The 24,170-nt window shown below is 70.0% G+C and carries 20 protein-coding genes; 8 read left to right on the top strand and 12 right to left on the bottom strand.

Annotated elements, in window-relative coordinates; translation table 11 throughout:
* Positions 1-42: 42 nt before the first annotated feature.
* From rsmG to ABQE89_RS05825, 4 genes are all read left to right on the top strand, one after another.
* Positions 43-732 carry a 16S rRNA (guanine(527)-N(7))-methyltransferase RsmG gene (gene rsmG, locus ABQE89_RS05840; RefSeq protein ID WP_448415053.1) on the top strand — a complete coding sequence of 230 codons (690 nt, stop codon included), beginning with the start codon at positions 43-45 and terminating at the stop codon, positions 730-732.
* Positions 729-1,718 (top strand): ParA family protein, encoded by a 990-nt coding sequence (locus ABQE89_RS05835; RefSeq protein ID WP_448415051.1) that lies wholly within the window; start codon positions 729-731, stop codon positions 1,716-1,718. Before rsmG ends, ABQE89_RS05835 begins: the two co-directional genes overlap by 4 nt.
* Positions 1,719-1,773: 55 nt before the next feature.
* Entirely contained in the window at positions 1,774-2,745 is a 972-nt protein-coding gene (locus ABQE89_RS05830; protein ID WP_448415049.1) for a ParB/RepB/Spo0J family partition protein, read from the top strand.
* A gap of 218 nt (positions 2,746-2,963) precedes the next feature.
* Positions 2,964-3,716 carry an acetyltransferase gene (locus tag ABQE89_RS05825; protein ID WP_448415047.1) on the top strand — a complete coding sequence of 251 codons (753 nt, stop codon included), beginning with the start codon at positions 2,964-2,966 and terminating at the stop codon, positions 3,714-3,716.
* An 11-nt stretch (positions 3,717-3,727) separates the two neighbouring features.
* Here ABQE89_RS05825 and ABQE89_RS05820 read toward each other — a convergent pair whose 3' ends face one another.
* The 8 genes from ABQE89_RS05820 to ABQE89_RS05785 form a co-directional block, all read right to left on the bottom strand.
* Positions 3,728-4,927: an N-acetylmuramoyl-L-alanine amidase gene (locus ABQE89_RS05820; protein ID WP_448415045.1), complete on the bottom strand. Its 1,200-nt coding sequence runs from the start codon at positions 4,925-4,927 to the stop codon at positions 3,728-3,730.
* Between the two features lie 230 nt (positions 4,928-5,157).
* The gene (gene trxA / locus ABQE89_RS05815; RefSeq protein WP_448415043.1) at positions 5,158-5,499 is read right to left on the bottom strand and encodes a thioredoxin; all 342 of its coding nucleotides are present in this window, start codon (positions 5,497-5,499) and stop codon (positions 5,158-5,160) included.
* A 10-nt stretch (positions 5,500-5,509) separates the two neighbouring features.
* Complete coding sequence (trxB, locus tag ABQE89_RS05810) at positions 5,510-6,484, bottom strand: thioredoxin-disulfide reductase (protein WP_448415041.1); 975 nt, start codon at positions 6,482-6,484, stop codon at positions 5,510-5,512.
* A gap of 85 nt (positions 6,485-6,569) precedes the next feature.
* Positions 6,570-7,217 (bottom strand): RsmA family anti-sigma factor, encoded by a 648-nt coding sequence (locus tag ABQE89_RS05805; protein WP_448415039.1) that lies wholly within the window; start codon positions 7,215-7,217, stop codon positions 6,570-6,572.
* Between the two features lie 40 nt (positions 7,218-7,257).
* The gene (gene sigM, locus ABQE89_RS05800; RefSeq protein ID WP_448415037.1) at positions 7,258-7,851 is read right to left on the bottom strand and encodes an RNA polymerase sigma factor SigM; all 594 of its coding nucleotides are present in this window, start codon (positions 7,849-7,851) and stop codon (positions 7,258-7,260) included.
* Between the two features lie 68 nt (positions 7,852-7,919).
* A complete protein-coding gene (murJ, locus tag ABQE89_RS05795; RefSeq protein WP_448415035.1) occupies positions 7,920-11,576 on the bottom strand; it encodes a murein biosynthesis integral membrane protein MurJ in 3,657 nt (1,218 codons plus the stop codon).
* Positions 11,573-13,909: a hypothetical protein gene (locus ABQE89_RS05790; protein WP_448415276.1), complete on the bottom strand. Its 2,337-nt coding sequence runs from the start codon at positions 13,907-13,909 to the stop codon at positions 11,573-11,575. Before ABQE89_RS05790 ends, murJ begins: the two co-directional genes overlap by 4 nt.
* A gap of 56 nt (positions 13,910-13,965) precedes the next feature.
* Positions 13,966-14,772, bottom strand: coding sequence for an NUDIX hydrolase (locus tag ABQE89_RS05785; RefSeq protein WP_448415033.1), 807 nt, complete (start codon positions 14,770-14,772; stop codon positions 13,966-13,968).
* An 85-nt stretch (positions 14,773-14,857) separates the two neighbouring features.
* On the opposite strand from ABQE89_RS05785, the gene ABQE89_RS05780 reads away from it, so the two are divergent.
* Both ABQE89_RS05780 and ABQE89_RS05775 read left to right on the top strand, forming a co-directional pair.
* The gene (locus ABQE89_RS05780; protein WP_448415031.1) at positions 14,858-16,297 is read left to right on the top strand and encodes a CCA tRNA nucleotidyltransferase; all 1,440 of its coding nucleotides are present in this window, start codon (positions 14,858-14,860) and stop codon (positions 16,295-16,297) included.
* 17 nt (positions 16,298-16,314) lie between these two features.
* Entirely contained in the window at positions 16,315-16,815 is a 501-nt protein-coding gene (locus ABQE89_RS05775) for a pullulanase (RefSeq protein WP_448415029.1), read from the top strand.
* Between the two features lie 71 nt (positions 16,816-16,886).
* On the opposite strand, the gene ABQE89_RS05770 is transcribed toward ABQE89_RS05775, so the two are convergent.
* Both ABQE89_RS05770 and ABQE89_RS05765 read right to left on the bottom strand, forming a co-directional pair.
* The gene (locus ABQE89_RS05770; RefSeq protein ID WP_448415027.1) at positions 16,887-17,660 is read right to left on the bottom strand and encodes a TIGR03084 family metal-binding protein; all 774 of its coding nucleotides are present in this window, start codon (positions 17,658-17,660) and stop codon (positions 16,887-16,889) included.
* A 10-nt stretch (positions 17,661-17,670) separates the two neighbouring features.
* Entirely contained in the window at positions 17,671-18,954 is a 1,284-nt protein-coding gene (locus ABQE89_RS05765) for an MFS transporter (protein WP_448415025.1), read from the bottom strand.
* A gap of 156 nt (positions 18,955-19,110) precedes the next feature.
* Here ABQE89_RS05765 and ABQE89_RS05760 point away from each other — a divergent pair, with 156 nt between their 5' ends.
* Positions 19,111-19,716, top strand: a complete 606-nt coding sequence (locus ABQE89_RS05760; protein WP_448415023.1) for a YqgE/AlgH family protein — start codon at positions 19,111-19,113, stop codon at positions 19,714-19,716.
* A gap of 21 nt (positions 19,717-19,737) precedes the next feature.
* On the opposite strand, the gene ABQE89_RS05755 is transcribed toward ABQE89_RS05760, so the two are convergent.
* Together ABQE89_RS05755 and ABQE89_RS05750 are read right to left on the bottom strand one after the other, a co-directional pair.
* On the bottom strand, positions 19,738-20,088 hold the full coding sequence (locus ABQE89_RS05755) for a hypothetical protein (protein ID WP_448415021.1): 351 nt from the start codon (positions 20,086-20,088) through the stop codon (positions 19,738-19,740).
* A gap of 77 nt (positions 20,089-20,165) precedes the next feature.
* Entirely contained in the window at positions 20,166-21,044 is an 879-nt protein-coding gene (locus tag ABQE89_RS05750; protein ID WP_448415019.1) for an LpqN/LpqT family lipoprotein, read from the bottom strand.
* A 221-nt stretch (positions 21,045-21,265) separates the two neighbouring features.
* Between ABQE89_RS05750 and leuS the strand changes: the two genes are divergently transcribed.
* Positions 21,266-24,124 carry a leucine--tRNA ligase gene (leuS, locus tag ABQE89_RS05745; protein ID WP_448415017.1) on the top strand — a complete coding sequence of 953 codons (2,859 nt, stop codon included), beginning with the start codon at positions 21,266-21,268 and terminating at the stop codon, positions 24,122-24,124.
* The last annotated feature ends 46 nt before the right edge of the window (positions 24,125-24,170 follow it).

The raw sequence follows: 24,170 nt of genomic DNA, 5'->3' as shown, positions 1-24,170 counted from the left end.
TTCGACCAGCCCGTCGTCGCGAAGATCCGGAGGATGTTTCACGTGAAACATGACGTGGTCTCCGCGGCGCCTGCAGGGGCCGAGGCGCTGTTCGGGGCTCGTCTGGACGTCACCCGTCGCTACGCGGAAATCCTGGCCGGGGCCGGGGTCGAGCGCGGGCTGATCGGGCCGCGCGAGGTGGACAAAATCTGGGAACGCCACCTACTCAACTCCGCGGCGATCGGTGAGCTTCTCGAACCGAACGCGCGAGTCGCCGACATCGGCAGTGGAGCGGGCCTGCCGGGGATACCGTTGGCGTTGGCGCGACCAGATCTACGTGTCACCCTCATCGAACCGCTGCTGCGTCGAAGCGAGTTCCTCCGCGAGGTCATCGAGGAGCTCGATCTCGATCCGACGGCGGTGACGGTGGTCCGCGGGCGTGCCGAGGACGCCGCGGTACGACGGCAGGTAGGGCAGATGGACGCGGCGGTCTCCAGGGCGGTGGCGGCTCTGGACAAGATCACGAAGTGGAGCATTCCGCTCGTGCGCCCGGAGGGGCTGATGCTCGCCATGAAGGGGGCCCGCGCCGAGGAGGAGGTCCGCGAGCACCGGCGTGTGATGGCGTCGTTCGGGGCCACGGATGTAAGGGTGGTGCAATGTTGCGCGGAGTACTTGGACCCGCCCGCGACCGTCGTCGTGGCGCGACGCCGGACGCCGGTCGCGGACCGGCGGAAGGGCGGCAGGCGGCGATGACGCCGAGCACCGAGGGCAGTCGCCCGATGGACCCCGACGGCCGCGATGTTTCACGTGAAACATGGCAACAAGCCGCGCCCGTTCCCAACGAGGACTGGGGTCCGCAGCCCGCTGTGGACACCCCGATCGGCGCCGAGGCCGAACGCGCCGTGCGACTGTTGCACGCCGCCGCGAAGGCCGGCCTGCCGCGACCCAGGCGTCAGCGCATCTTCACGATCGCCAACCAGAAGGGCGGTGTCGGGAAGACGACCACCGCCGTGAACATCGCCGCCGCGCTCGCCCTGCAGGGGCTCAACGTTCTGGTCGTCGACCTCGACCCGCAGGGCAATGCCAGCACCGCGTTGGGCGTCGAGCATCGCGAGGGCACCCCGTCCTCCTATGAAGTGCTGATCGGTGAGATCCCGCTGCGCGACGCCCTCCAGCGCAGCCCGCACAGCGAGCGGCTGTTCTGCGTCCCCGCGACGATCGATCTCGCGGGCGCGGAGATCGAATTGGTCAGCATGGTCGCCCGGGAGGGCCGCCTGCGCAATGCGCTCGCCTCGCTCCAGGACTACGACTTCGACTACGTCTTCATCGACTGCCCACCGTCGCTGGGCCTGCTCACCATCAATGCTCTGGTCGCGGCGCCGGAGGTGCTGATCCCGATCCAGTGCGAGTACTACGCGCTGGAAGGCGTCGGTCAGTTGTTGCGCAACATCGAGATGGTCAAGTCGCATCTCAACCCGGAACTCAACGTCACCACCGTGATATTGACGATGTACGACGGGCGCACCAAACTCGCCGATCAGGTGGCCGACGACGTCCGCGCCCACTTCGGCGACAAGGTGCTGCGGACGGTGATCCCGCGCAGCGTCAAGGTGTCCGAGGCACCGGGCTACGGCATGACGATCATTGACTACGATCCCGGATCGCGGGGAGCGATGAGCTACCTCGACGCGAGTCGCGAGATCGCCGAACGCGGACAGCAGGGACCCGACAACCGATGAGCACTCCGGTGACGGGACCATCCCAGGTGAGTGCTCGCGCCCAAAGGAGACCGAGATGACCCAGCCGACACGCAAGCGCAGCGGCCTCGGCCGAGGCTTGGCATCGCTCATTCCCACGGGGCCGGGGGACAGCGACCAGTCCGCTCTTGGGCAGCGGATGGGTACGGCCGCCGCGGATGTGGTGATCGGCGGGGGAGCGGAGGCCAACCCGGCCGGCGCCGTGTACCGCGAGATCGATCCGGGGGCCATCGAGCCCAACCCACGGCAGCCCCGGCAGGTCTTCGATGAGGAGTCGCTCGCTGAACTCGTGCACTCCATCCGGGAGTTCGGCCTCATGCAGCCGATCGTGGTGCGCGCCCTCCCGGGAGCGGCTCCGCCGCAGTATCAGCTCGTCATGGGGGAGCGGCGCTGGCGTGCGGCGCAGCAGGCTGGGCTCGCGACCATTCCCGCGATCGTGCGCGAGACCGCCGATGACAGCATGCTGCGCGACGCCCTGTTGGAGAACATCCACCGCGTGCAGCTGAACCCCTTGGAGGAGGCGGCCGCCTATCAGCAGTTGCTCGACGAGTTCGGCGTCACCCACGATGAACTCGCCGCGCGTATCGGGCGGTCGCGGCCGCTGATCACCAACATGATCCGGCTGCTGCGGCTGCCCATTGCCGTCCAGCGCCGGGTGGCCGCCGGGGTGCTGTCGGCCGGGCATGCGCGGGCGCTGTTGGCCCTCGAAGGCGGTCCGGAACTGCAGGAGGAACTCGCGGCGCGCATCGTCGCCGAGGGCCTCTCGGTGCGGGCCACCGAGGAGGCGGTCACCCTCGCCAACCGCGGCGACGGGGGAGCGCCCCCCGCGCCACGGCGCAAGCCGATCCAGATGCCCGGCCTCCAGGACGTTGCTGAGCGGCTGTCGACAGCGTTCGACACCCGGGTCACGGTGAGCCTTGGCAAACGCAAAGGCAAGATCGTCGTCGAGTTCGGGTCGGTCGACGACTTGCAACGGCTCGTCGACTTGATGGCCCCTGCAGACCGGTGACCTACCACACGCGGTAATTACGTCACTGTGACAGATGGTCCGCACCGGCCGTCGACAAGCGCGCCTTGTCGACGCAATCCCCTTGTGCACCAATGGCTTTCGCTGACAGCACGCCCGAAGGTCCGTCGCGGGGCCGAAAGCGAGCCAGCTTCGCCGCGGGCTTCTATCCTGGAGTGGCAGCCGTGCGCGTCAGCACCGCGCGGAGACCGGGGAGTTTAGTGTCGGCACGAATTGCGCCAATGCGGCTCGAGGCGTTCGAGCAGCTGCCCAAGCACGCCCGCAGATGCGTGTACTGGGAGGTCGATCCGTCGACCCTGAGCGGCTCGCAGTCCGACCAGTTGTCGGACCCCGAGTTCGAGAAAGAGGCCTGGCTGTCGATGGTCATGCTGGAGTGGGGTGCCTGCGGTCAGGTGGCCGTGCAATGTCCGGACTCGACCGACCCCGATGAGCCGGTGACGCTGACCGGTGACGAGCACTGTCTCGGGTACGCGTTCTATGCGCCGCCGGGTGCGGTGCCGCGGGCCCGGCACTTTCCCAGCGGCCCGGTCAGCGCCGACGCGGTGCTTCTCACCACGTTGGGCGTGGAATCCGGTGACGGTATCGACGATTTGTCGCGCGCGCTGCTCGCGGGGGTAGTCGGCGACCTCGTGCGGCGCGGGGTGCGGGCGCTCGAAGCGTTCGGACGCACCGCAGATGTGGCGGATCTGCATGACCCACGGGTCATCTCACCTGTCCTGCGTCCGCTGGTCGAGGTGCTCGGGGACTGTTCGGTCGAGCAGTGCGTGCTCGACGCCGACCTGTTGCAGGATGCCGGCTTCGAGGTGGTGGCGCCACATCCGTACTTCCCGCGGCTGCGGCTGGAACTCGAGCAGGGCCTGGGCTGGAAGGCCGACGTCGAGGCGGCGTTGGAGCGACTGCTGGAGACCGCCCAACTACCGCAACCGGTCGGCGCCGGATCCGGCCGCTGCTAGCCGAGCTCAGCTCAGGTCGGGCTGACCCGTCCGCCGGCCTTCTCCACGGCCAGTTCGTGCGCGAGTAGTTCAGCGAAGGTGAATGTGCCTGTGGGCCGGTCGTTTTTACCGAGCAGGTAGAGGCGCTTGACCGCGGCCAGGATGCCCTCGGCGATCGAGTCGCGGGATTGGGGGGCCAGCAGCAGGGCGCGGTCGTGGGGGTTGGTGATGTAACCGACGTCGACCTGCACCGTGGGCATCCGGGTCAGCCGCAGCAGATCCCACGTGCGGCCGTGTGCGCGGCAGTCCCGCAATCCCGTGCGCGCCACCACTTCTCGTTGGATGAAATCGGCGAGGTTGCGACCGATGGTGGACACCGAACCGTGTGAGTTGCCGAAGTGGAACGAGGCGACCCCGTTTGCGGCGGGAGTGGCCTGAGTGGCGCAACGCAGACTGATCATCAGATCGGCGCCGACGGTATTGGCGGTCGCGGCACGTTCGGCATCCGACGGCGCCCGGTTCGCCGGCCGGGACAGGAAGGTGTCCATGCCGATCGCGGTCATCCGGCCCTCCAGCCTGGCGGCCAGATCCCACAGGATGTCGGCCTCGCTGATCGGCCCCTCGGGCCCCTGCATGATCAGCCCGTGATCGTCGCCGCCGCGGCCCGGGTCGACGATGATCCGCTTGCCCGACAACCGCGGGCCCGAGCGCCGCACGAGTTCTTCCTCGCGGATCGCATGTGGTGATCCGCCGGTGACCCGCGAGCCCAGAAAGTACAAGGAGCGCAACGTCTCTGGGCCGCAGATGCCATCGGGGTACAGCCCGTACTCGCGCTGGTAGGACATCAGGGCGTTGTGGGTCTGCAGCCCGAAGTGCCCGTCGACCAGGCCGGTGTAGAACCCGAGATCCTGCAACCGGGCTTGCAGCGTGGCCACGTCGTCGCCGTACATCGGCGCACCGAACTGATGGCTCAGCGTGCGGGCACCAAGCCGATACGACGCCTCCTTGAGCGCGCGGTAGGTGGCCTCGCCGACGATGCCGTCAACCAGCAGACCGCGGTGCTGCTGGAACGCGCGCACCGCGTGGTCGAGTTCGTCGTCGAAGACATCGACCGCGACATGCTTTCCGGTGGTCAAATCCTCGTCGGGGCTGCTGATCATCCCCAACGCGGCAAGCGCAGCCCTGATCTCGGTGACCGTACCCCCACGGTCACCGCGACGCAGACTCGACATAGACGGCCTTTCGGTCACTGGTCGCCGACGGTGAATCTGCGTCGACGAGGCATAGCAAGGCTAGGCAGCATTGTCTCAGACACCGTGGTGAAACATGAAAACCCCAGGGCGGATGTTGGGCGGTTGCCCGAGTCCGGCCAAGGGCCGCCGAGCGTGGCCGATGTGACGAAAACGGGCCGATTCCCGTCGTCTTCTCCACGCTCGGCACCTGGCCACAGCGCCGAACGACGCTAGAGGGCGTCCTCGAGCTCGCGCAGCAGTGCGGCCTTGCCCTTCGCGCCGACGATCCGCTTCACCGGGGCGCCGTCCTTGAACAGGATCATGGTGGGGATCGAGACCACCTGGAAGTCGCGCGCGGCGGCGGGGTTGGCGTCGACGTCGAGCTTGGCGACGGTCAGCGCACCGGCCTTGTCCTTGGCGATCTCCTCGAGCACCGGCGCGACCATCTTGCATGGTCCGCACCAGGTGGCCCAGAAGTCGACCAGAACGGGGGTGCCGCTGGACAGCACCTCGCTGGAAAACGTGTCGTCGGTGACGGTGACCGTCGCGGTGTTGGCGCTGGTCTCTGCCATGATCAATCTCCTAACTCACAGGGGTCTCGGTAGCCTCATCGCTTGGGGCCGAACCGATTTCGGCCAACCAGCGTTCGGCGTCGATGGATGCCGAGCAGCCGGTGCCCGCCGCGGTGATGGCCTGTCGGTACACGCGGTCGACGAGGTCGCCGGCAGCGAACACGCCCTCCACCGACGTCGCGCTGGTGCGGCCCTGTACCTGCACGTAGCCGTCGGGATCCAGGTCGACCTGACCGCGCACCAGCTCGGAACGGGGATCGTGGCCGATCGCGACGAACACCCCGGTGACGTCGAGCTTGGATTCCTCACCGGTGACGGTGTTGCGCAACCGCACCCCGCTGACCTTCGGATCACCCTCGATCGCGACGACCTGGGTGTTGGTCAAGAAGGCGATCTTCTCGTTGGCGCGCGCCCGGTCCAGCATGATGCGGGAGGCGCGGAACTCCTCGCGGCGGTGCACGATGGTCACGCTGCGGGCGAACTTGGTCAAGAACGTGGCCTCTTCCATGGCGGAGTCGCCGCCGCCGACCACGATGATGTCCTCGTCGCGGAAGAAGAACCCGTCGCAGGTGGCGCACGTGCTCACCCCCATGCCGATCAGGTCCTCCTCGCCGGGCACACCGAGGTGTCGCGCCGCCGCACCCATCGCGAGGATGACCGATCGGGCGCGGTGGGTCTCGTCTGCGACCGTGACGGACTTGATCGGCCCGGTCAGGTCGACGGCGTCGACGTCCTCCATCCGCAGATCGGCGCCGAACCGCAAAGCCTGCTCACGCATCTGGTCCATCAGTTCGGGGCCCATGATGCCGTCGCGGAAACCGGGGTAGTTCTCCACCTCGGTGGTGGTCATCAGCGCACCGCCGAACTGGGTGCCCTCGAACACCAGCGGAGCCAGTTGCGCACGGGCCGCGTAGATCGCGGCGGTGTATCCGGCAGGGCCGGATCCGATGATGATCACGTCATGAACCGTGGATGAGGAGGTCATGGGGCCCTTTCTGCCGCTTGTCACCGGCAATGTGTACAAACATCAGCGTAGGCCTGCGTGTTCCCGCAGCGGCCCGCAGGACAGACTACGGATCGGCGACCACGGTTTCGGCCAGAAGCCCCGTGCTCGCCGCGTTGCAGGTCGGCGCGACCGCCTTGGCCACCACCGTCTGCGCCTCGCCGTCTTCGCCGTGTTCGCCGGGCAGCAACAGCAGCACGGCGGGCCTGCCGTGCATGTCCACCTGCCGCGCCCCGAGCACCGGGGCGGTGGCCGCATAGCCCAGCCCGGTCAGGCACGAGGCGCGACGCTGGGCATCGGTGAGCGGGCCGTAGTCGGGCGGTTGGGTGAGCAACGCCGCAAGCTGGGCCTCGTCGAGGGGGATCGGCTGCGGCGGGCGGGACACGGTGATCTGTTCGGCCGTCGGCCCGGACGTCCGCGGCGGAGGCGGAGCCGGTTCGTGGACCAGCATCAGCACACCGATGACCGCGCCGAGCACCGCGGCGCCGATGCCGACGACGAGCCCGATCGACTGCACCCGACGCAGCCGGGGCCGGGGCAGGGCATGGGCCGGCGCGGCGCCCGGGTTTGGCGCAGCGCGCAGCGCCGTAAGGATGCGGGCGGTGAGTGCCGGCGGTACGTCAGGGGCGCTGGACTCGCCGGCGCCGAGCGTCTGCAGGTCGTCGCGGACACGTTCGAGCACGACCGGATCGATGTCGTCCGTGCCGTTGTCCATCGCTGCTCCCGCCGATCGCCTCGACGTCAGCCAGTGTCCATCACGGTCGGGGAGACGACGACGCCGACGCGGCGGCTCCCTCTGCCAGTGCGAAGTATCCCAGGGAGTCGGCCAGCTTGGCGCGGGCCCGCGAGCACCGGCTCTTCACCGTGCCCTCGGGAACGCCGAGCATACGGGCGGTCTCGGCGACGGAGTAGCCCTGCATGTCCACCGCGACCACCGCCGCGCGTTGTTCGACGGGCAGCCGCATCAGCGCACGTTCCACCACGATCGCGGTGTCCACCTGAGAGGTCGGGTCGGCGCCGGGACGGTCGTCGGGCAGCACGCCCGTGGGCCGTGCGTACTTGCGCCGCAACCGATCCAGGCAGGCGTTCACCACGATGCGGTACAGCCAGCTGCTCACCGCGGCGTCGTGACGGAAAGTGCGCGCCCGGCGGTGCGCCGAGAGCATCGCGTCCTGCAGCGCATCGGCGGCGTCGTCGAGGTCACGGCTGGTGATCACGGCCAGCCGGTAGAGCTGACGCTGGTGGCGCTGGAACAGTTCCTCGAAGGCGTACCGGTCGCCGGCGATGTGGGCGGCAAGCAACTCCGAGTCGCTGCGATGGTGTTCGGCCTGCCCCCCGAAGGTGCCCACAGCCGAACACTAAACGGCGCCGGGGGTGCCTTCGGACACATTCTCGCGGGCCTGGGGATGGCCGAGACTCAGTCGGCGGCCTTCAGCGTGATCTCGGCGATGTCCGAGCGGCTCTCGCCGCCGACGGTGCCCAGCGTCGACACCCACACCAGCACGTTGGAGGTCGGCGAGGCGCTGTCGACCTTGATGGTATTCGAGCCCGGCCGCAGCTGAGTGGCCGGCGTCAACACCGTGGTGTCGGCCAGCGACGTCGGATTGGGGGTGTCCGCCGAGCGGATCTCGACCGCGGTGCCGGTGCTGTTCAGATTGATCGTCACCTCGCCCAGCGTCGTCGGCTGCGGCAGCTGCAACATCAGGCCGACGCCGTTCTTGAAGTTCGGGAACGGCACCGGGTCGGTGTAGGTGTCGATGGGCCACACCGTGGCCGTGTTGCCGTCGATGGCCAGCCCCGCCATCGCCGGGGCATCGGCCTCACCCTCCGGCGAAAACACCGTCGCCTGAACGGGTTTGACGACCTTGCCACCGGAACCCGCTTCGGCGGAGGTCGGCGGGTTGAGTCCGAGCTGATCGCCGCCCAGGCCGTCACCGACGTCGCCGAAGATCCGGCTGAGCACGGTGGCCAGCACGATCAACGCGACGACGACGACCGCACCGCCGACGCCGAGGCCGATCATCAGGGCCCGTTGGCGGCGTGCCCTGACGTCGGGGTCGTCGTCGTCCGGAAGCAACCGGGAGGCGGCCGGTTCGGGTTCGGGCTCGGACTCGTCGACCGGGGAGATCAACTCGGTGCGGTCGGCGATCGCGGTGGCCTGCTGCAGCAGGTTCAGCAGCGTCGGGGCGCTGCGGATGCCGCCGCCCTCCTGCACGGCGCGGGCCGCGGCGGCCGAGATCTGAAACGGGATGCGCCGGTCGACGACGCGCGGTTCGACGGCCTGGCCCGCCGCGTCGACGTCGGCGGGTGCCAGCCCGCTGCGCACCCCGGTCTCCGGCAGCGGCCAGCGGTTGATCAGCAGGGCGTAGAGCGCCGCGCCGATCCCACGGATGTCGTCGTCGGGGTTGGCGCCCGGCAGGCTGGCGGGAAAGGCCAGCACCACGTCGCCCTCGATGCTGACCCGGATTCGGCCGGGATGGTCGATCGACAGTGCGACACCGGCGCGGTGGGCCGCCTCGGCCGCTGCGGCCAGCGATTGGATCGCGCGGGCGCCACCGATCGGCGACGGCGCGGTGTCGGCCACCTCGGCCAATGACCCGCCCCGGACCCACTCCGAGACCACCAGACCGCCCGATCCGGTGTTGACGACGTCGAGCACCCTGGCGATGCCGGGCATGTCGATGCGGCCGAGCTTCTGCGTGCGCGCCAAGATCTCCCGCAGTTGGTCGTCGGTCAGCGTGGCGTCCGGGTCGACGAAGGTCAGCGCGACCTGCCGGTCGAGCGCGGTGTCCAGCGCCTGCCAGAACTGCAGGGTCGGCGGGCCGCCGTGAAACACCAGCAACCGGTAACGCCCGCCCGCGATGCTGGCCCCAGGTATGAGGTGGACGTCCTCGTCGGAGGTGGCGGTCTCGATGTCGGGTTCACGCGCGATCTCGAACGGCAAAGACTCGCGGGTGGGGTCCCCGCCGTAATCGGCGGGCGGGCGGCCGGACACCGGCATCGGTGTGGTGCCGTTGGCCACCTCGGCCGCGAACTCGGTGGTGTCGCCACCGGCCGCGGTCGACGCGGCGTCAGCGGGGACGTCGGGTGCGAAGTCGTCGGCGCGCGACCTCGGGAGCTTGGTGGTGGCGGTGCCGTCGGGACGGGGCGCGGCGTCGCCCGCGGATTCGTCGCTCACCGCTGGTCCTTTCCGCGTCGGCTCCCCGGCAATGGCGCCGGGGGGTCCGCGCCGGACGGCCGGCGGGCTGTGCCGACGTCCGTGCGCGGACGAATTCCTCTGATCAGGGTACGTGAGCGCGCCTGTAGACGGAGGGCTGTCGGAAGGTCCGGCGGTGGTGGTGGCAACCGTCGTCTCGGCACCGAAGCGGCGTCGGACGAACGCGACCGCGGCCATCGCCTCGGGCACCCGGGCGGCCACCATGACCCCGGCGATGATCGGCACCATGATCACCCCGAGCACCAGCAGGCGCAGCAGTGAACCGGCACCGCCCCAATTGCGGGTCAGCGACTCCAGCCCGAGCAGTTGATCGGCGACATGGGCGAGCAGACCCGCGCCCAGCGAGGCCGCGATGGTGACCAGGATGGTGCGCACCACCTGCAGGCTGATCAGCCGGCCGTCCGGCGGGTCGAGGGCTTTGCGCAGCAGCACGTAGCCGACCGTGGCGCCGGACAAGAAGCCGAGGCCGTTGGCCGTTCCGAGGTAGCCGGCCACCAGGTCGGGGTCGTCGGTGAGGTGCGGCGCGACCAGCGAAGCGGCGATCTTCACGGTCGTGATGACCACGATCAGCGCGATCGGTATCCACGGCTGCTGGCGGGCGTAGAACACCCGAAGCACAAGCAGCACAAGGGCGTACGGGATCAGCGTAAACGCCGACAGGCTGATCGCCATCCCGAGGTAGCCGGCGTCGGTTTCGCCGAAGTTGCCGTAGGCAAACAGTGCGCTGCCGATGGCGGGGCCGCCGACGGTCATCATCGCCACGATCGGGATCAACGTCACCATCGTCAGCCGGGTGGCCAGCGACAGGTCGGCGAGCACCGCACCGGTGTCGTTGGCGGCGGCGTTGCGGCTCAGCCGCGGCATCACCACCGTCAGCACCGTGACGCCGATGATCCCGAACGGCAACTGCAGGATCAGCCAGGTGTAGTTGTAGATCGCCGGCCCGGAAGCCGCGGCGCCACTGGCGATCCGGTTCCCCACGATCAGCCCCGCCTGGCTGATCAACACGTAGAGCAGCATCGCCGCGGCCATCGCGCCGAACTGTTTGAGGCGCTCGTCGATACCCCACATCGGCCGCAGGCTGATCCGTTCCCGCCGGATGGCCACCAGCAGCACCACCACCTGGGTGACCGTGCCCAGCGTCATCCCGAGGCCGAGCACCAGCAGCTTCGGATTGCCCATCTGTACCGGGTCCACCGAAAGCTTGCCGGGCACAACCAGATACAAACCGAGGGTGGCCAACGCCACCATGTTGTTGCACACCGGCGCCCAGGCGGGCGGCCCGAACACGTTGCGGGTGTTGAGGATCGCCATGAACACCGACGACAACCCGTAGAACAACACCTGGGGCAGCAGCAGGTAGGCGAACGCGATGGTCAGCGCCCGGTTGACCTCGGGTTCACTGCCCAGCATGAGCCCGACGAGCGTGGGCGCCGTCGCGATGGACACCGCGGTGGTGATCAGAAGCAGCGTGGTGGCCAGGGTGACCAGGCGGCGCACGAACGCCGCACCGCCGTCGGGGTCGTCGCGTTCGGCGCGCGCCAGCACGGGAATGAAGATCGCGGTGAAGGTCGCCTCCAGCACCAGCGCGGCGATCAGGTTCGGCAACTGGTAGGCCACCGAGAACGCGCTGGACAGCGCCGCGCCCAGGATGGTCGCCACCAGCACGATGCGCGCGAACCCAGTGAGCCTGCTGACCAGGGTGGCCAGCCCCATCCCCCACGACCGCGACACCACTGCGGCGTCGGACAGTTCGGGCCGCCCGGCGCGGCGGCGCGGTGCGGGCCCGCGGGGCAGCCGCGGTGGGGCTGCGGGTGGCGGGGGCGCCGGCCGGCTGCGCCGGCTCGAGGTGCTCATTGCTTACCGCCGGACGAGGGCGTCTGCGAGCCGCTCTCGCGGGCGTCGTCGTCGAAGTGCATCGCGACCTCGAGCGGATCGGGACGGTCCAGATCGGCACGGTCGGGTTGGCCGCGGAACCGGTGCCACAGCCGGCGGCCCGCCAACAGCACCAGCACGGCCCCGGCCGACAGCGTGATGATGAACAACACCTGCCCGTAGGCGTTGGAGTGCAGCGACAACCGCACCTGTTCGCCCAGCGGAAGCCCCTCGGCGGTGCGCAGCGCCACGTCCACGGCCACGCGCTGGGTGAAGTGCACCTCGATGGGCACCCGCAGCGGCAGGTAGCCCGGCGGCAACTCGATGACGCCCATGTCGGTGACCGTCATCCCCGGTGGTGCGGCGACGTCGAGGCGCACCCGGATCGGCACCGGCAGGTTGTTGCGCAGCGCCAACGGCAACGGGCTGCGCTCGGTGGCCAGCGTGTAGGACCCGCCGGGGTTGACGATGGTCACCGCGTTGAACAGATCGTCGACCGTGCGGCCCACGGTCGTCAGCCGCTGCTGGGCCAGGCCGTTCCTGGCGTCCGGGGGCACCGACTGGCTCAGCGCGCGCAGCATGTCCTCGCGCAGCGGCGCGGTGTAGCCCAGACCGGTCAGACCGGTGCGCACATCGGTGGTCAGTGCGGCCGTGAGGCCCGCCAGCCGGTCGGTGACCGTCCCGATGCCCGACACCACCGCGTCGTCGAAATGGCCGCGCGGGTTGCCCAGTGCCGCGTCGGGCAGCGGGGCGGCGTCACCGGGCGGTACGGCGTTGCCGCCGGCGATCACCTCGGTCAGCGGTCGCGGTTGGGCCAGGCCGGCGTTGAACGCGGTGGCCACCGTCGTCAGGATCGCCTGCGCGTCCTCGGGGCCCACGCTCCACGTCGGCGGCGGCATCAGAATCTGCGTGCGCGGCGCCAGGTCGGGCCGCAGGACCCGCCACAGCACCGCGCCGACCGCGGACTGGCGCCGCGCCACCGGGGAATCGTGTTGCAGCGCGATGTCGAGCGCGGGGTCCAGATACGACGGGGTGATCGGGTCGGCGCCCATCGCGGCCAGCGCGGCGCCCACCGCAGGGTCGAACGGGGCGCTGACCACCTGCGGCGTGTAGCGCACCGGCGTCACGTCGGCGGTCTGCGGCGCCCCCACGAACCCGCCGTCGTCGGAGTCACCAAACACCGGCAGGTCGGCGGCGCCGACGGCGACCGTCGGTCCCTGCGCGGACAACAGCTGCACGGCGGGCCCGGTCAGCGGCCCGGCCCCGAGCAGGCTCGCGCCGCGCACCGAGGCGACGCCGAGGATCTGGTCGACGATGTCGCCGGCGGTGCGGGTGGCGATGGCGTTGAGCTGCGGTTGGCCGACCCGGTGCAGCGCATCGACGTCGGCCTGCGCATACGGGGACGACGCCACACACATCCGCTGGGCCAGCGCCCGCAGGCGGCCCAGCCACGCGATCGCCGCGTCCATGCCGGCACCGGGCCGGGTGGGGGTGGCCGGTCCGGCGTCGGGACCGTCGTTGACGACATAGCCGCCGGTCATCGCGTTGACGGTGATGAGCAGGTCGGGGTCGACGGCCAGGCAGGTGGCCATCCGGGTGGCCCCCTCGGGGTCGACGGGTGGGCTGGTCGCGAACTCGACGGCCGACAGCAGGGTGTCGAGCCGACCTCCGGTGGCCAGCGACGTCGCGAGTTCGTCGTCGACGAGCCGCACCGGTGTGGTGCCGCCCGGCACCCCGGCCGCCAGCCTGGGCGCGTCGGCGATCGGCCACAGCATGGTCAGCCGCACCGGCTTGGTGATGTCGGGCGGCACCACCGCGGTCAGCGAATCGGCGGTGTCGGCGGGATCGGCGGGCACGCCGAGCACCGGAAGCAGGAAGCGGGCGTCGTCGAGGCGGGCGGGCGCGCCGTAGTCGGGGGTGCCGTTGACGTTGACCATCACCGGGTACACGCCGGGCTCGTCGATGCTGAACGACGGCCGGTCCGAGGACCGCAGGGGATAACTCAACCGGAACGGAATCTCTTGTCCGCGAGCCAGTTCCGGTGCCAGCGTGACGAAATCGGCCACCGGCTGGAACTGGTCCACATTGCCGGCGAGGTTGGTGCGCAGCCCGGTCGACGACGTCACCGCGTCGGCGTCCTCGACGCGCACCATCACGTCGCGCACGGGGCGGTCACCGACGTTGAGCACCGCGCCGGTGATGGTCACCAGCGGCTCACTGGTGGTGGTCACCACCTCGGGATCGACGTGATCGATGCGTACCTGCAGAAACGGTGTCTCCGCGGGCTGGGCCGCGGCGGGCCGGGGCCACGCCATCGGCACGACCGACAGCGCCAACAGCCCGATCGCGACGAGTAGGCGCGCCGCGGTAGTCACGGTCCTTGGCCGCAACCGTTCGTGCGCCGAGTGGGCTGGTCGTCGCGACGGCGGTTGCGGGTGTGCGAATGCGTTTGCGGCCGCCGCCGCGGCGAGGTCGGTGGCAGCGGCGGCAGCGCGCCCGGCCCGTCGGTGTGCAACACGTCGATCAGCTCGTCGGCGACCTCGGCGAGGCGGCGCTCGTCGGCGTAGGCCAGCCGGGTCGGCAGCTCCTTGAGCGGTACCCACGCCACCTCGGTGACCTCGACGTCCTCGTCGCACAGCTCGCCGCCGCGGAAGCGCAACAGATAGTGGTGCACGGTCTTGTGCACGCGGCGTCCCTCGGTGACGAACCAGTAGTCGATGCTGCCGAGGGCGGCCAGCACGTCGCCGCGGATCCCGGTCTCCTCGGCGACTTCGCGGATCGCGGTCTGTTCGGCGGTTTCGCCCTGTTCGATGTGACCCTTGGGCAGCGACCAGAGCATCCGCCCGCGGCGGTCCAGGCGCCCGATCAGGGCCGCCACCTGGTCGTCCTTGGGGCCGTCGATGCCGTCGACGACCAGGCCGCCGGCCGACGTCTCGTGCACGGTGCGCAGGCGGTCGGGTGGGCGGCGGGGCCGCGACCGCTGTCCGCGGCGGCTGGGTTGTGGGGTGGGTTGGCCGTCGGTGGCTGCGGCGTGGGAGTGGCCGTTGTGGCCGTTCTGGACGGTGTTCGGGGTGGGCGACACGCCCAGCTCAGTGGATGCTTCGGGCGGACCTGCCGAGCGTCGGCCGCGGCGGCGCCTGCGGCGCCGTCGTGGTTTGGCCTGTTCGCCGTCCGACACCCAAGCGATAGTAGCTGCCATGCCGATTCGCTCCCGCCGCACTCACCGGTCGTGACGCAGCCGTTGCACATTAGGCTGTCCGAACGTGCCCGAAACAGCTTCCGACGCCGAACTGCTTGCCGCGGCGCAGGTTGCGCTGAACCGGTATGGCGACCTGCTGCGCGACCTGGGCCGGGTGTTCGCTGACGCCGGCCATGAGCTCTACCTCGTCGGCGGCAGCGTGCGCGACGCGTTGCTCGGCCGGACCCGCGGCGATCTGGACTTCACCACCGACGCCACCCCCGAGCAGATGCAGCGCTTCCTGCGGCCGTGGGCCGACGCGCTGTGGGACACCGGCATCGAGTTCGGCACCGTCGGCGTCGGCAGGGGCGAGCACCGCCTGGAGATCACCACGTTCCGCGCCGACACCTACGACCAGGTGACGCGCCATCCCGAGGTGCGGTTCGGCGAGCGGCTCGAGGGCGACCTGGTGCGACGCGATTTCACGGTCAATGCGATGGCCGTGCAGGTCACCGCCGACGGCCCGACCGAATTCCACGATCCGCTCGGCGGCCTGGCCGCGGTACGCGCCAGGGTGCTCGACACCCCGGCGGCCCCGGAGGTGTCGTTCGGTGACGATCCGCTGCGGATGCTGCGCGCGGCGCGGTTCGTCTCACAACTGGAGTTCGACGTCGCGCCGCGGGTGCTCGAGGCACTGGTGGAGATGGCCCCGCAACTGGGTCGGATCTCCGTCGAGCGGGTGGCCGCCGAACTGGACAAGCTGCTCCTCGGCGACGACCCGGTCGCGGGGATCGACCTGATGGTGCAGACCGGCCTCGGCGAGGTGGTGCTGCCGGAGGTAGGCGCGATGCGGATGGCCATCGACGAGCACCACCAGCACAAGGACGTCTATTGGCACTCGCTGACGGTACTGCGGCAGGCGATCGATCTGGAGGGTCCCGACGGCCCCGATCTGGTGCTGCGGTGGGCGGCGCTGCTGCACGACATCGGCAAGCCCGCCACCCGCAGGCACGAACCCGACGGCGGGGTGAGCTTTCACCACCACGAGGTGGTCGGCGCGAAGATGGCCCGCAAGCGGCTGCGTGCGCTGAAGTACCCCAAGCAGATGATCGAGGACGTCTCCCAACTGGTGTACCTGCATCTGCGGTTCCACGGGTACGGCGGCGGCAAGTGGACCGACTCGGCGGTACGCCGCTATGTCACCGATGCGGGCCCGCTGCTGCCCAAGCTGCACAAACTGGTGCGCGCCGACTGCACCACCCGCAACAAGCGCCGCGCGGCCCGGCTGCGGGCGGCCTATGACGACCTCGAACGCCGCATCGAGGAGCTGGCCGAGAGGGAGGACCTCGCCCGGGTGCGCCCGGATCTGGACGGCAACGAGATCATGCGGATCCTCGGGATCCCGGCGGGACCACAGGTGGGTGAGGCGTGGCGGTATCTCAAGGAGCTGCGGCTGGATCGGGGGCCGCTGTCGCACGACGAGGCCGTCGACGAATTGATGAAGTGGTGGAACGCCCGGCAGTAGCGCCGCGTCTGAAAGTTATGGACTACTGCCTGGCCGACGGGGACGGCGCGGCCACGATCTGGACCGCGCCACCGGATATCGATGTGGACGGCGACGGCGTGTTCGACGCGGTGGGGCTGGATTTCGACGATGACGGCCTGGTCGACGACGCGATGGCCGACCTGGACGCCGACGGCGTGGCCGACCACCTGGTGCGGGATTTCTCCCCCCAGGACGGTTCGGGCGTCGCCTATTTCTCCGACGACGGCACGGGCACCTGGGCGGTCAGCGTGGACCGCGCCGGGCCGGGATTGCGGTGGTTCGGCCTCGACGGGGTCGAGCACCACGGCGGGCCGATGATCGACGTGGATGCCGACGGCCAGAGCGACAGGTTGGTCGACGTCGACGGCGACGGGCTGGCCGATCGGGCGCTGACCGGCGCACACGCCTACGTCGACACCGACGGCGACGGCCGCTGGGACCTCAAACTGACCGACAGCGACGGCGACGGCAGGGCCGACGGAGCCGACGAACTCTGACCGCGCGCGAGATTGCATTCCAGCAGGCCGCTACTCGAACTTTTCCTGCGTAGATGCAATCTCGGCGCGGTTCAGCGACCAGGCCCCGGCGGGCCGGCGAACGCCTGCGCGATGCCCAGCCAGGTCTGCGCGTCCGCGCCGGTGGCCGTCACGTCCAGTTCGGTGTGCGGCCGCCGCTGGGTGACGAGCAGGCAGAAGTCCTCGGCTGATCCGGTGACCCGTTGCGGAGCGTCGTCGGGTCCCCAGGTCCATGTCGAACCGTCCGGTGCGCGCAACTCCACCCGGAACGGCTCCGGCGGGGGAGTCAGCCCGTTGATGGTGAACGCGAAATCGCGGGTGCGCACGCCGATGTGCGCGATCGACTTCAACCGCGCGGTGGCGGGCCGACGCGCGCCCAGGGCGTCGGCGACGTCGAGGCCGTGCGCCCAGGTCTCCATCAGCCGGGCGGTCGCCATCGACGCGGCGCTCATCGGCGGCCCGAACCACGGCAGCTTGCGGCCCTCAGCCACGTTGAGCAACTCGTCATGCAGGCGGGTGCGGTCGGCACGCCATCCGGCGAGCAGTCGGTCGGGCGGTGTGGTCGCCAGTTCGTCGGCGGCCGCGTCGACGAACCCGGTCGGGTCCTTGGCCGCCTCCGCGAGCACCGCGGCGAACCCGGCCTCGTCGGTGACGCTGGTCAGCGCGACGCGGTCGGTCCACCACAGATGAGCGATCTGGTGGGCGATCGTCCAGCCCGCGGCGGGGGTCGGCGTTGCCCAGCGGTCGGGCGTGAGGTCGGCGACCAGCGCGTCGAGGTCGTCGCTCTCGGCACGCAGATCGGCCACCACCGCCGCGGCTGTCGCCATGTCGGTGACTCTAACCCGGGGTGCGGGCGCGGCGGGCCACCGCGGCGTGCACGGCGAGGCCGACCAGATACACCCCGACCCCCGCGAGCGCCAGCGCAGGCTGGTACCCGTCGGAGGGAATCACGCTGGCCGCCAACGCGATAGCGAGGATGAACGACACCCAGAACAGCGAGTCCTGCACGGTGAACACATGGCCGCGCAGCGCGTCGTCGACATCGAGTTGCATGGCGCTGTCGGCGCACAGCTTGACCACCTGCCCGGCCATCCCGAGCAGGAAGCCGCAGGCCACCATCGTCGGCAACTGCAGTCCGGAGCCGGCGAGCTGGATCAGCGCGGCCAGCGCCAGCGCACCGTTGGCGGTGGCGTAGCGGCCCCAACGCCGCGCGGCCGCGGGCATCACCACGGCGGCCAGAAACGACCCGGTGCCGGTGGCGGCGACGAACAGCACCGCCGTACCGAGGCCCGCGACCTGCTGGGTGTCACTGTGGCGCACCATCACCAACACCAGCAGGCTGTTGACGCCGAACACCATGCGATGGGCGGCCAGCCCGGCCAGGGTGGCCGCCACCGTCGGCACCGCCGCCACCGTGCGCAACCCGTGCGCCCACCCCGTCGCCACCGCGTAGAACACCGACCCGTGCACCGCCCGCGCGGAGTCGTCGGGTCCCAGCGCGTGTGGCGCGAACCGCCATGCCAGCCACAGAGCCAGCGCGACCGGCACGGCGACGAACAGCATGATCGCGGCGGCGCCCTCGTCGTCGGCGCCGAGCAGCCAGCGCGGCACCAGCATGAAGTTGGCACCCAGGAAGGCGGCGGCCGCACCGGTGGCCGTGGCGACGGAGTTCATCGTCACCACCTGCTCGCGCGGCACGACGTGCGGCAGCGCGGCCGACAGCCCCGAGGAGACGAACCGTGTGCACCCGTTGACGATCAGCGCGGCGATCAGGATCGGCAGATCGCCCGCCCCGGCCTCCAGCAGCGCGGCCACCGCGAACACCAACAGCAGCCGGCCGGCGTTCGCGCCGACGAGCACCAAGCGGCGGTCCCACCGGTCCAGCAGCGCGCCGGCGAACGGGCCGAGCAGCGAGTAGGGCAGAAACAACACGGCGAACGCGCCCGCGACCGCCCAGGGCTGCGCGGCGCGTTGGGGGTTGAACAGGATCGCCCCGGCCAGCCCGGCCGCGAACAGCCCGTCGCCGAACTGGCTCACCAGGCGCAGCTCCAGCAGCCGCTGGAACTGCGGCAGGCTGCGCACCGAACGCCACAGGGCGACGGGCGCGCGCGCGTCGGCCACGGAAATCACGTCCTGTTGGTCGTATTCGGGCGGCGGTACAGGATGGGCAACCCCGGGCACCACAGTACAAAGCCCGCGGCGGGCCGCGAATTCAAAAACCGCGGCGGGCCGCGGCTGTTCGCCACCGGGGGCCATTGCTGGTGTCATTATGGGGAGGTGGCGCAGTCAGAGGACCCGGAAGATTTCATCGCGCCCGCCACGCCACGGGTACGGGCGGGGACGTTGCTGCTCGCCAACACCGACCTGCTGGAGCCGACGTTTCGGCGAAGCGTGATCTACATCGTCGAGCACAACGACGGCGGGACGCTGGGCGTGGTGCTCAACCGGCCCAGTGAGACCGCCGTGTACAACGTGTTGCCGCAGTGGGCGAAGCTGGCCGCCAAGCCCAAGACGATGTTCATCGGCGGGCCGGTCAAACGCGACGCCGCGCTGTGTCTGGCCACGTTGCGCGTCGGCATGGATCTCAACACCATGCCCGGGCTGCGCCATGTGCAGGGCCGGATCGCGATGGTCGACCTGGACGCCGACCCGGACAACGTCGCGCCTGCGGTCGAGGGGGTGCGGATCTTCGCGGGCTATTCGGGTTGGACCACGGGTCAGCTCGAAGGAGAGATCGAACGCGACGACTGGATCGTGTCGTCGGCGCTGCCCTCCGATGTGCTCGTGGAGTCGCGCACCGATCTGTGGGCGCGGGTGCTGCGGCGTCAGCCGCTGCCGTTGTCGCTACTCGCGTCGCACCCGATCGACGTCAGCCGCAACTGAGAGACGTTCTGCGACAACCTTTTAGCTACACGACAGCGTGCAGGTGGCGCACGTACCGCCGCAGGCGTCTGCGCCTTCGGCGTTGGCCGCGCTGCTGGCCGCCGCCTTGGCGCTCTGCCAGCACCCGGCGGCCACGGTGCCCACGCCGCCGAGCACACACACGATCATGACCACCAGCGCCGTGTCGGGACGAGCCGACAACGCGACGGCGCCACCGGCGGCCAGCATGGCCGCGGCCGCCAGCTGGGTGGGGGCCACGGTGCGCAGCACCTGACGGACGGGGTCGCCGAGGGTGGGTCGACGGAGCAGCCAGAGCCCGACGGTCGCGGTGGCGACGGCCGCGCTCAGACACAGCATCGCGGCGATCAGCATGGCCCCACCCTACGAAACGCCCGATTGCGCCCGGTGTGGCGTCCCCCGGGCGCCAGGCTTCGCCCGGGGGACGAGCCTTATCCGGCCAGCCCCACCGCCGACGGCAGCGCGGTCAGCGCAGGTGCGGGTGGCACAGCTGCGGCCGGCGCGGGAGCCGCGGCCGGGGCCGCGGTGGCGGCCTGTGGGGCCGGGACGCTCACCCGGAAGCCCTGCACGATCGCGTCGGTGGCCTCCGCGGCGGGCACCACCTGGTCGACGGTGGTGGTCACGGCGAGTGACACCAGGTATTTGTCGGGGCCCGCGGTGGCGATGACGTGGCGGCGCGAGGTGTTCAGCGTCATCGCGTTCTCCCGGTAGGTGCCTTCGATCAGCGCCGAGGGCATGCCGCCGAACTCGGCCATCGACGCATCGGTGGTGCGCCAGGCCGGAAGCTGCAGGCTGTCGACGAAACCGTGGCTGATGGCTTCCTTCGGGTCGAACTCGCCGACCAGCTTGTAGACCACCACCTGCGCGTTCGACGAGTACAGGCCGTTGCCGCCGACGCGGTCGGCGATCACCGCGAACGCGTCGGTGACGTTGGGGTCGGGCACCTGCTCCCAGCCTCGCGGCATCGGCAGCACGATGTTGAGCGCTGTGAAATCGCGGCTGACCTGCGGTTCGAGCGTCACTCCATGCTCGTTGAAGAAGTCGGTCAGCGTGCCCGACGAGGCCGGGGTGATCGGCGCGACCGGTTGTACGGGCACCGACGGCGCGGTGAGCAAGCCCGGTGACGCCGAGCTGGCAGGGCTCGTCTGCTGACCCAGTGGCTGGCTGGCGACCGTGACGGGCGCGGGCTGGGGCGGTTGCGGGTACACGGGCTCGGCGGAGGCGGTGGCACCCGCGAATCCGAGGACACCGGCCACGCCGGCGGCCACTCCTCCTGCCAGAACCCGCCAGCGGCGGGTGATCTCGGTCATGAACGGGCTTCCTTTTCCAGCGGTACGGGCTCGGTATGCCCGCGATGACGGCTTGGGTAGGCGCCGACTGTATCGACCCGGCGACCGCGATCACCAGGGCCGGAATCGACCTGGAATCAAGAGATGACTTCCCCGCGACGCAACCGATACCAACCCGTGGCCGACGATGGTGCGCACCCGCTCGCGAAGGACCCGCACCGCCGTGCTTATACCCTGTTGACGTGACAGATTCGCCGACCGCCGCGCCCAGCGCCGACGAAGCCCCCACGCACCGCTACACCGCGGAGCTGGCCGGGCACATCGAGCGTGCCTGGCAGAAGGTGTGGGCGGACACCGGGACGTTCCACGTGCCGAACCCGGTGGGCTCGTTGGCGCCGCAGGACGGATCGCCGGTGCCCGAGGACAAGATGTTCGTCCAGGACATGTTTCCGTACCCGTCGGGTGAGGGTCTGCACGTCGGGCATCCGCTCGGCTACATCGCCACCGACGTCTACGCGCGCTACTACCGGATGCAGGGCCGCAATGTGCTGCACGCGTTGGGCTTCGACGCGTTCGGTCTGCCCGCCGAGCAGTACGCGATCCAGACCGGAACGCACCCCCGCATCCGCACCGAGGCCAACATCGTCAACTTCCGCAGGCAGCTGGGCCGGTTGGGCTTCGGCCACGACGCGCGGCGCAGCTTCTCCACCACCGACGTGGACTACTACAAGTGGACGCAGTGGATCTTCCTGCAGATCTACAACGCATGGTTCGATCCCGATGCCAACAAGGCCAGGCCCATCGCGGAGCTGACCGCCGAATTCGATTCCGGTGCAAGAACTCTCGACGACGGTCGGGACTGGGCGCAGCTGACGGCGGGTGAACGCGCCGACGTCATCGACGGTCACCGGCTGGTCTACCGGGCCGACTCGCTGGTCAACTGGTGTCCGGGGCTGGGCACGGTGCTGGCCAACGAGGAGGTCACCGCCGAGGGCCGCAGCGAACGCGGCAACTTCCCGGTGTTTCGGAAACGGTTGCGGCAGTGGATGATGCGCATCACCGCCTACTCCGAGCGGCTGCTCGAGGACCTGGAGGTGCTGGACTGGCCGGAAAAGGTCAAGTCCATGCAGCGCAACTGGATCGGCCGGTCCACCGGGGCGGCGGTGCTGTTCGGCACGCACGCGGCCGACATCGAGGTGTTCACCACCCGGCCCGACACGCTGTTCGGCGCGACCTACATGGTGCTGGCGCCCGAACACGAATTGGTCGACAAGCTGGTCGCCGACCAGTGGCCCGCCGACGTCGACGCCCGCTGGACGTTCGGTGCGGCCACGCCCGCCGAGGCGGTGGCGTCCTACCGCGCGTCGATCGCGGCCAAGTCGGATCTGGAACGTCAGGAGAACAAGTCCAAGACCGGCGTGTTCCTCGGCGCCTATGCGACCAACCCGGCCAACGGCCAACAGATCCCGGTGTTCATCGCCGACTACGTCCTGCTGGGCTACGGCACCGGCGCGATCATGGCGGTGCCCGGGCACGATCTCCGAGACTGGGAGTTCGCCACCGAGTTCGGCCTGCCGATCGTGGAAGTGATTGCCGGCGGCGATGTTTCGCAGGAGGCGTACGTCGGTGACGGCACGCTGGTGAACTCCGACTACCTCGACGGACTGAGCGTGGCCGAGGCCAAGGAGGCCATCACCGAGCGGCTGGAGCGGGATGGCCGCGGGCAGGCCCGCGTCGAGTACAAGCTGCGCGACTGGCTGTTCGCCCGGCAGCGGTACTGGGGTGAGCCGTTCCCGATCGTCTACGACGCCGACGGTCGCGCCCATCCGCTGCCGGAGTCGGAGCTGCCCGTCGAACTGCCCGACGTGCCGGACTACTCGCCGGTGACCTTCGACCCCGACGACGCCGACAGCGAACCGTCGCCGCCGCTGGGCAAGGCCACCGACTGGGTGAACGTCGAGCTGGATCTGGGTGATGGGCTCAAGGCCTACACCCGCGACACCAACGTGATGCCGCAGTGGGCGGGCAGCTCCTGGTACGAGCTTCGCTACACCGACCCGTACAACGCAGAGCAACTGTGCGCCAAGGAAAACGAAGCCTACTGGATGGGTCCGCGGCCGGCCGAGCATGGGCCCGACGACCCCGGTGGCGTCGACCTGTACGTCGGCGGCGTGGAACATGCGGTGCTGCATCTGCTCTATGCGCGCTTCTGGCACAAGGTGCTCTACGACCTCGGGCACGTCAGTTCGCGCGAGCCCTACCGCCGATTGGTGAACCAGGGGTACATCCAGGCGTATGCCTACACCGACTCACGCGGCGCCTATGTGCCCGCGGCCGAGGTCGTCGAACGGGACGGCACGTTCTACTGGACCGGGCCCGACGGCGAAATCGAGGTGTTCCAGGAGTTCGGCAAGATCGGCAAGAGCCTGAAGAACTCGGTGTCGCCCGACGAGATCTGCGACGACTACGGCGCCGACACGCTGCGGGTCTACGAGATGTCGATGGGCCCGCTGGAGGCGTCACGGCCATGGTCGACGAAGGATGTTGTTGGCGCACACCGGTTTCTGCAGCGACTGTGGCGGCTGGTCGTCGACGAGCAGACCGGCGCCGGGCGGGTCACCGAGGGCGGGGACCTCGACACCGAGACGCTGCGGTTGCTGCATCGCACGATCGCCGGGGTCACCGACGATTACACCAGCCTGCGCAACAACACCGCGGCGGCCAAGCTCATCGAGTACACCAACCACCTGACCAAGCAGGGGGTGACCGCGCGGGCGGCGCTGGAACCGGTGGTGTTGATGGTTGCACCGCTGGCGCCGCATCTGGCCGAGGAGTTGTGGAAGCGGTTGGGCCACGACACCTCTCTGGCGCACGGGCCGTTCCCGGTGGCCGACCCGCAGTACCTGGTCGAGGACACCGTCGAGTTGCCGGTCCAGGTCAACGGCAGGGTGCGCGGCCACATCACCGTCGCTCCCGACGCCGACCGCGAAGCGCTGGAGGCCGCGGCCTTGGCTGACGACAAGGTGCAGGCCTTTCTCGACGGGGCCACGCCGAAGAAGGTCATCGTCGTCCCCGGCCGCCTGGTGAACCTGGTCGTGTAGCGATTTCGGCGTGGCGGGTCGCGCCTGGCGCGACTGTGCACGCCGA

It is taken from the genome of Mycolicibacterium sp. XJ1819 (assembly GCF_053483675.1).
The sequence above is the reverse complement of the archived record's forward strand: the minus strand, read 5'-3'. Positions and strand labels throughout refer to the sequence as shown.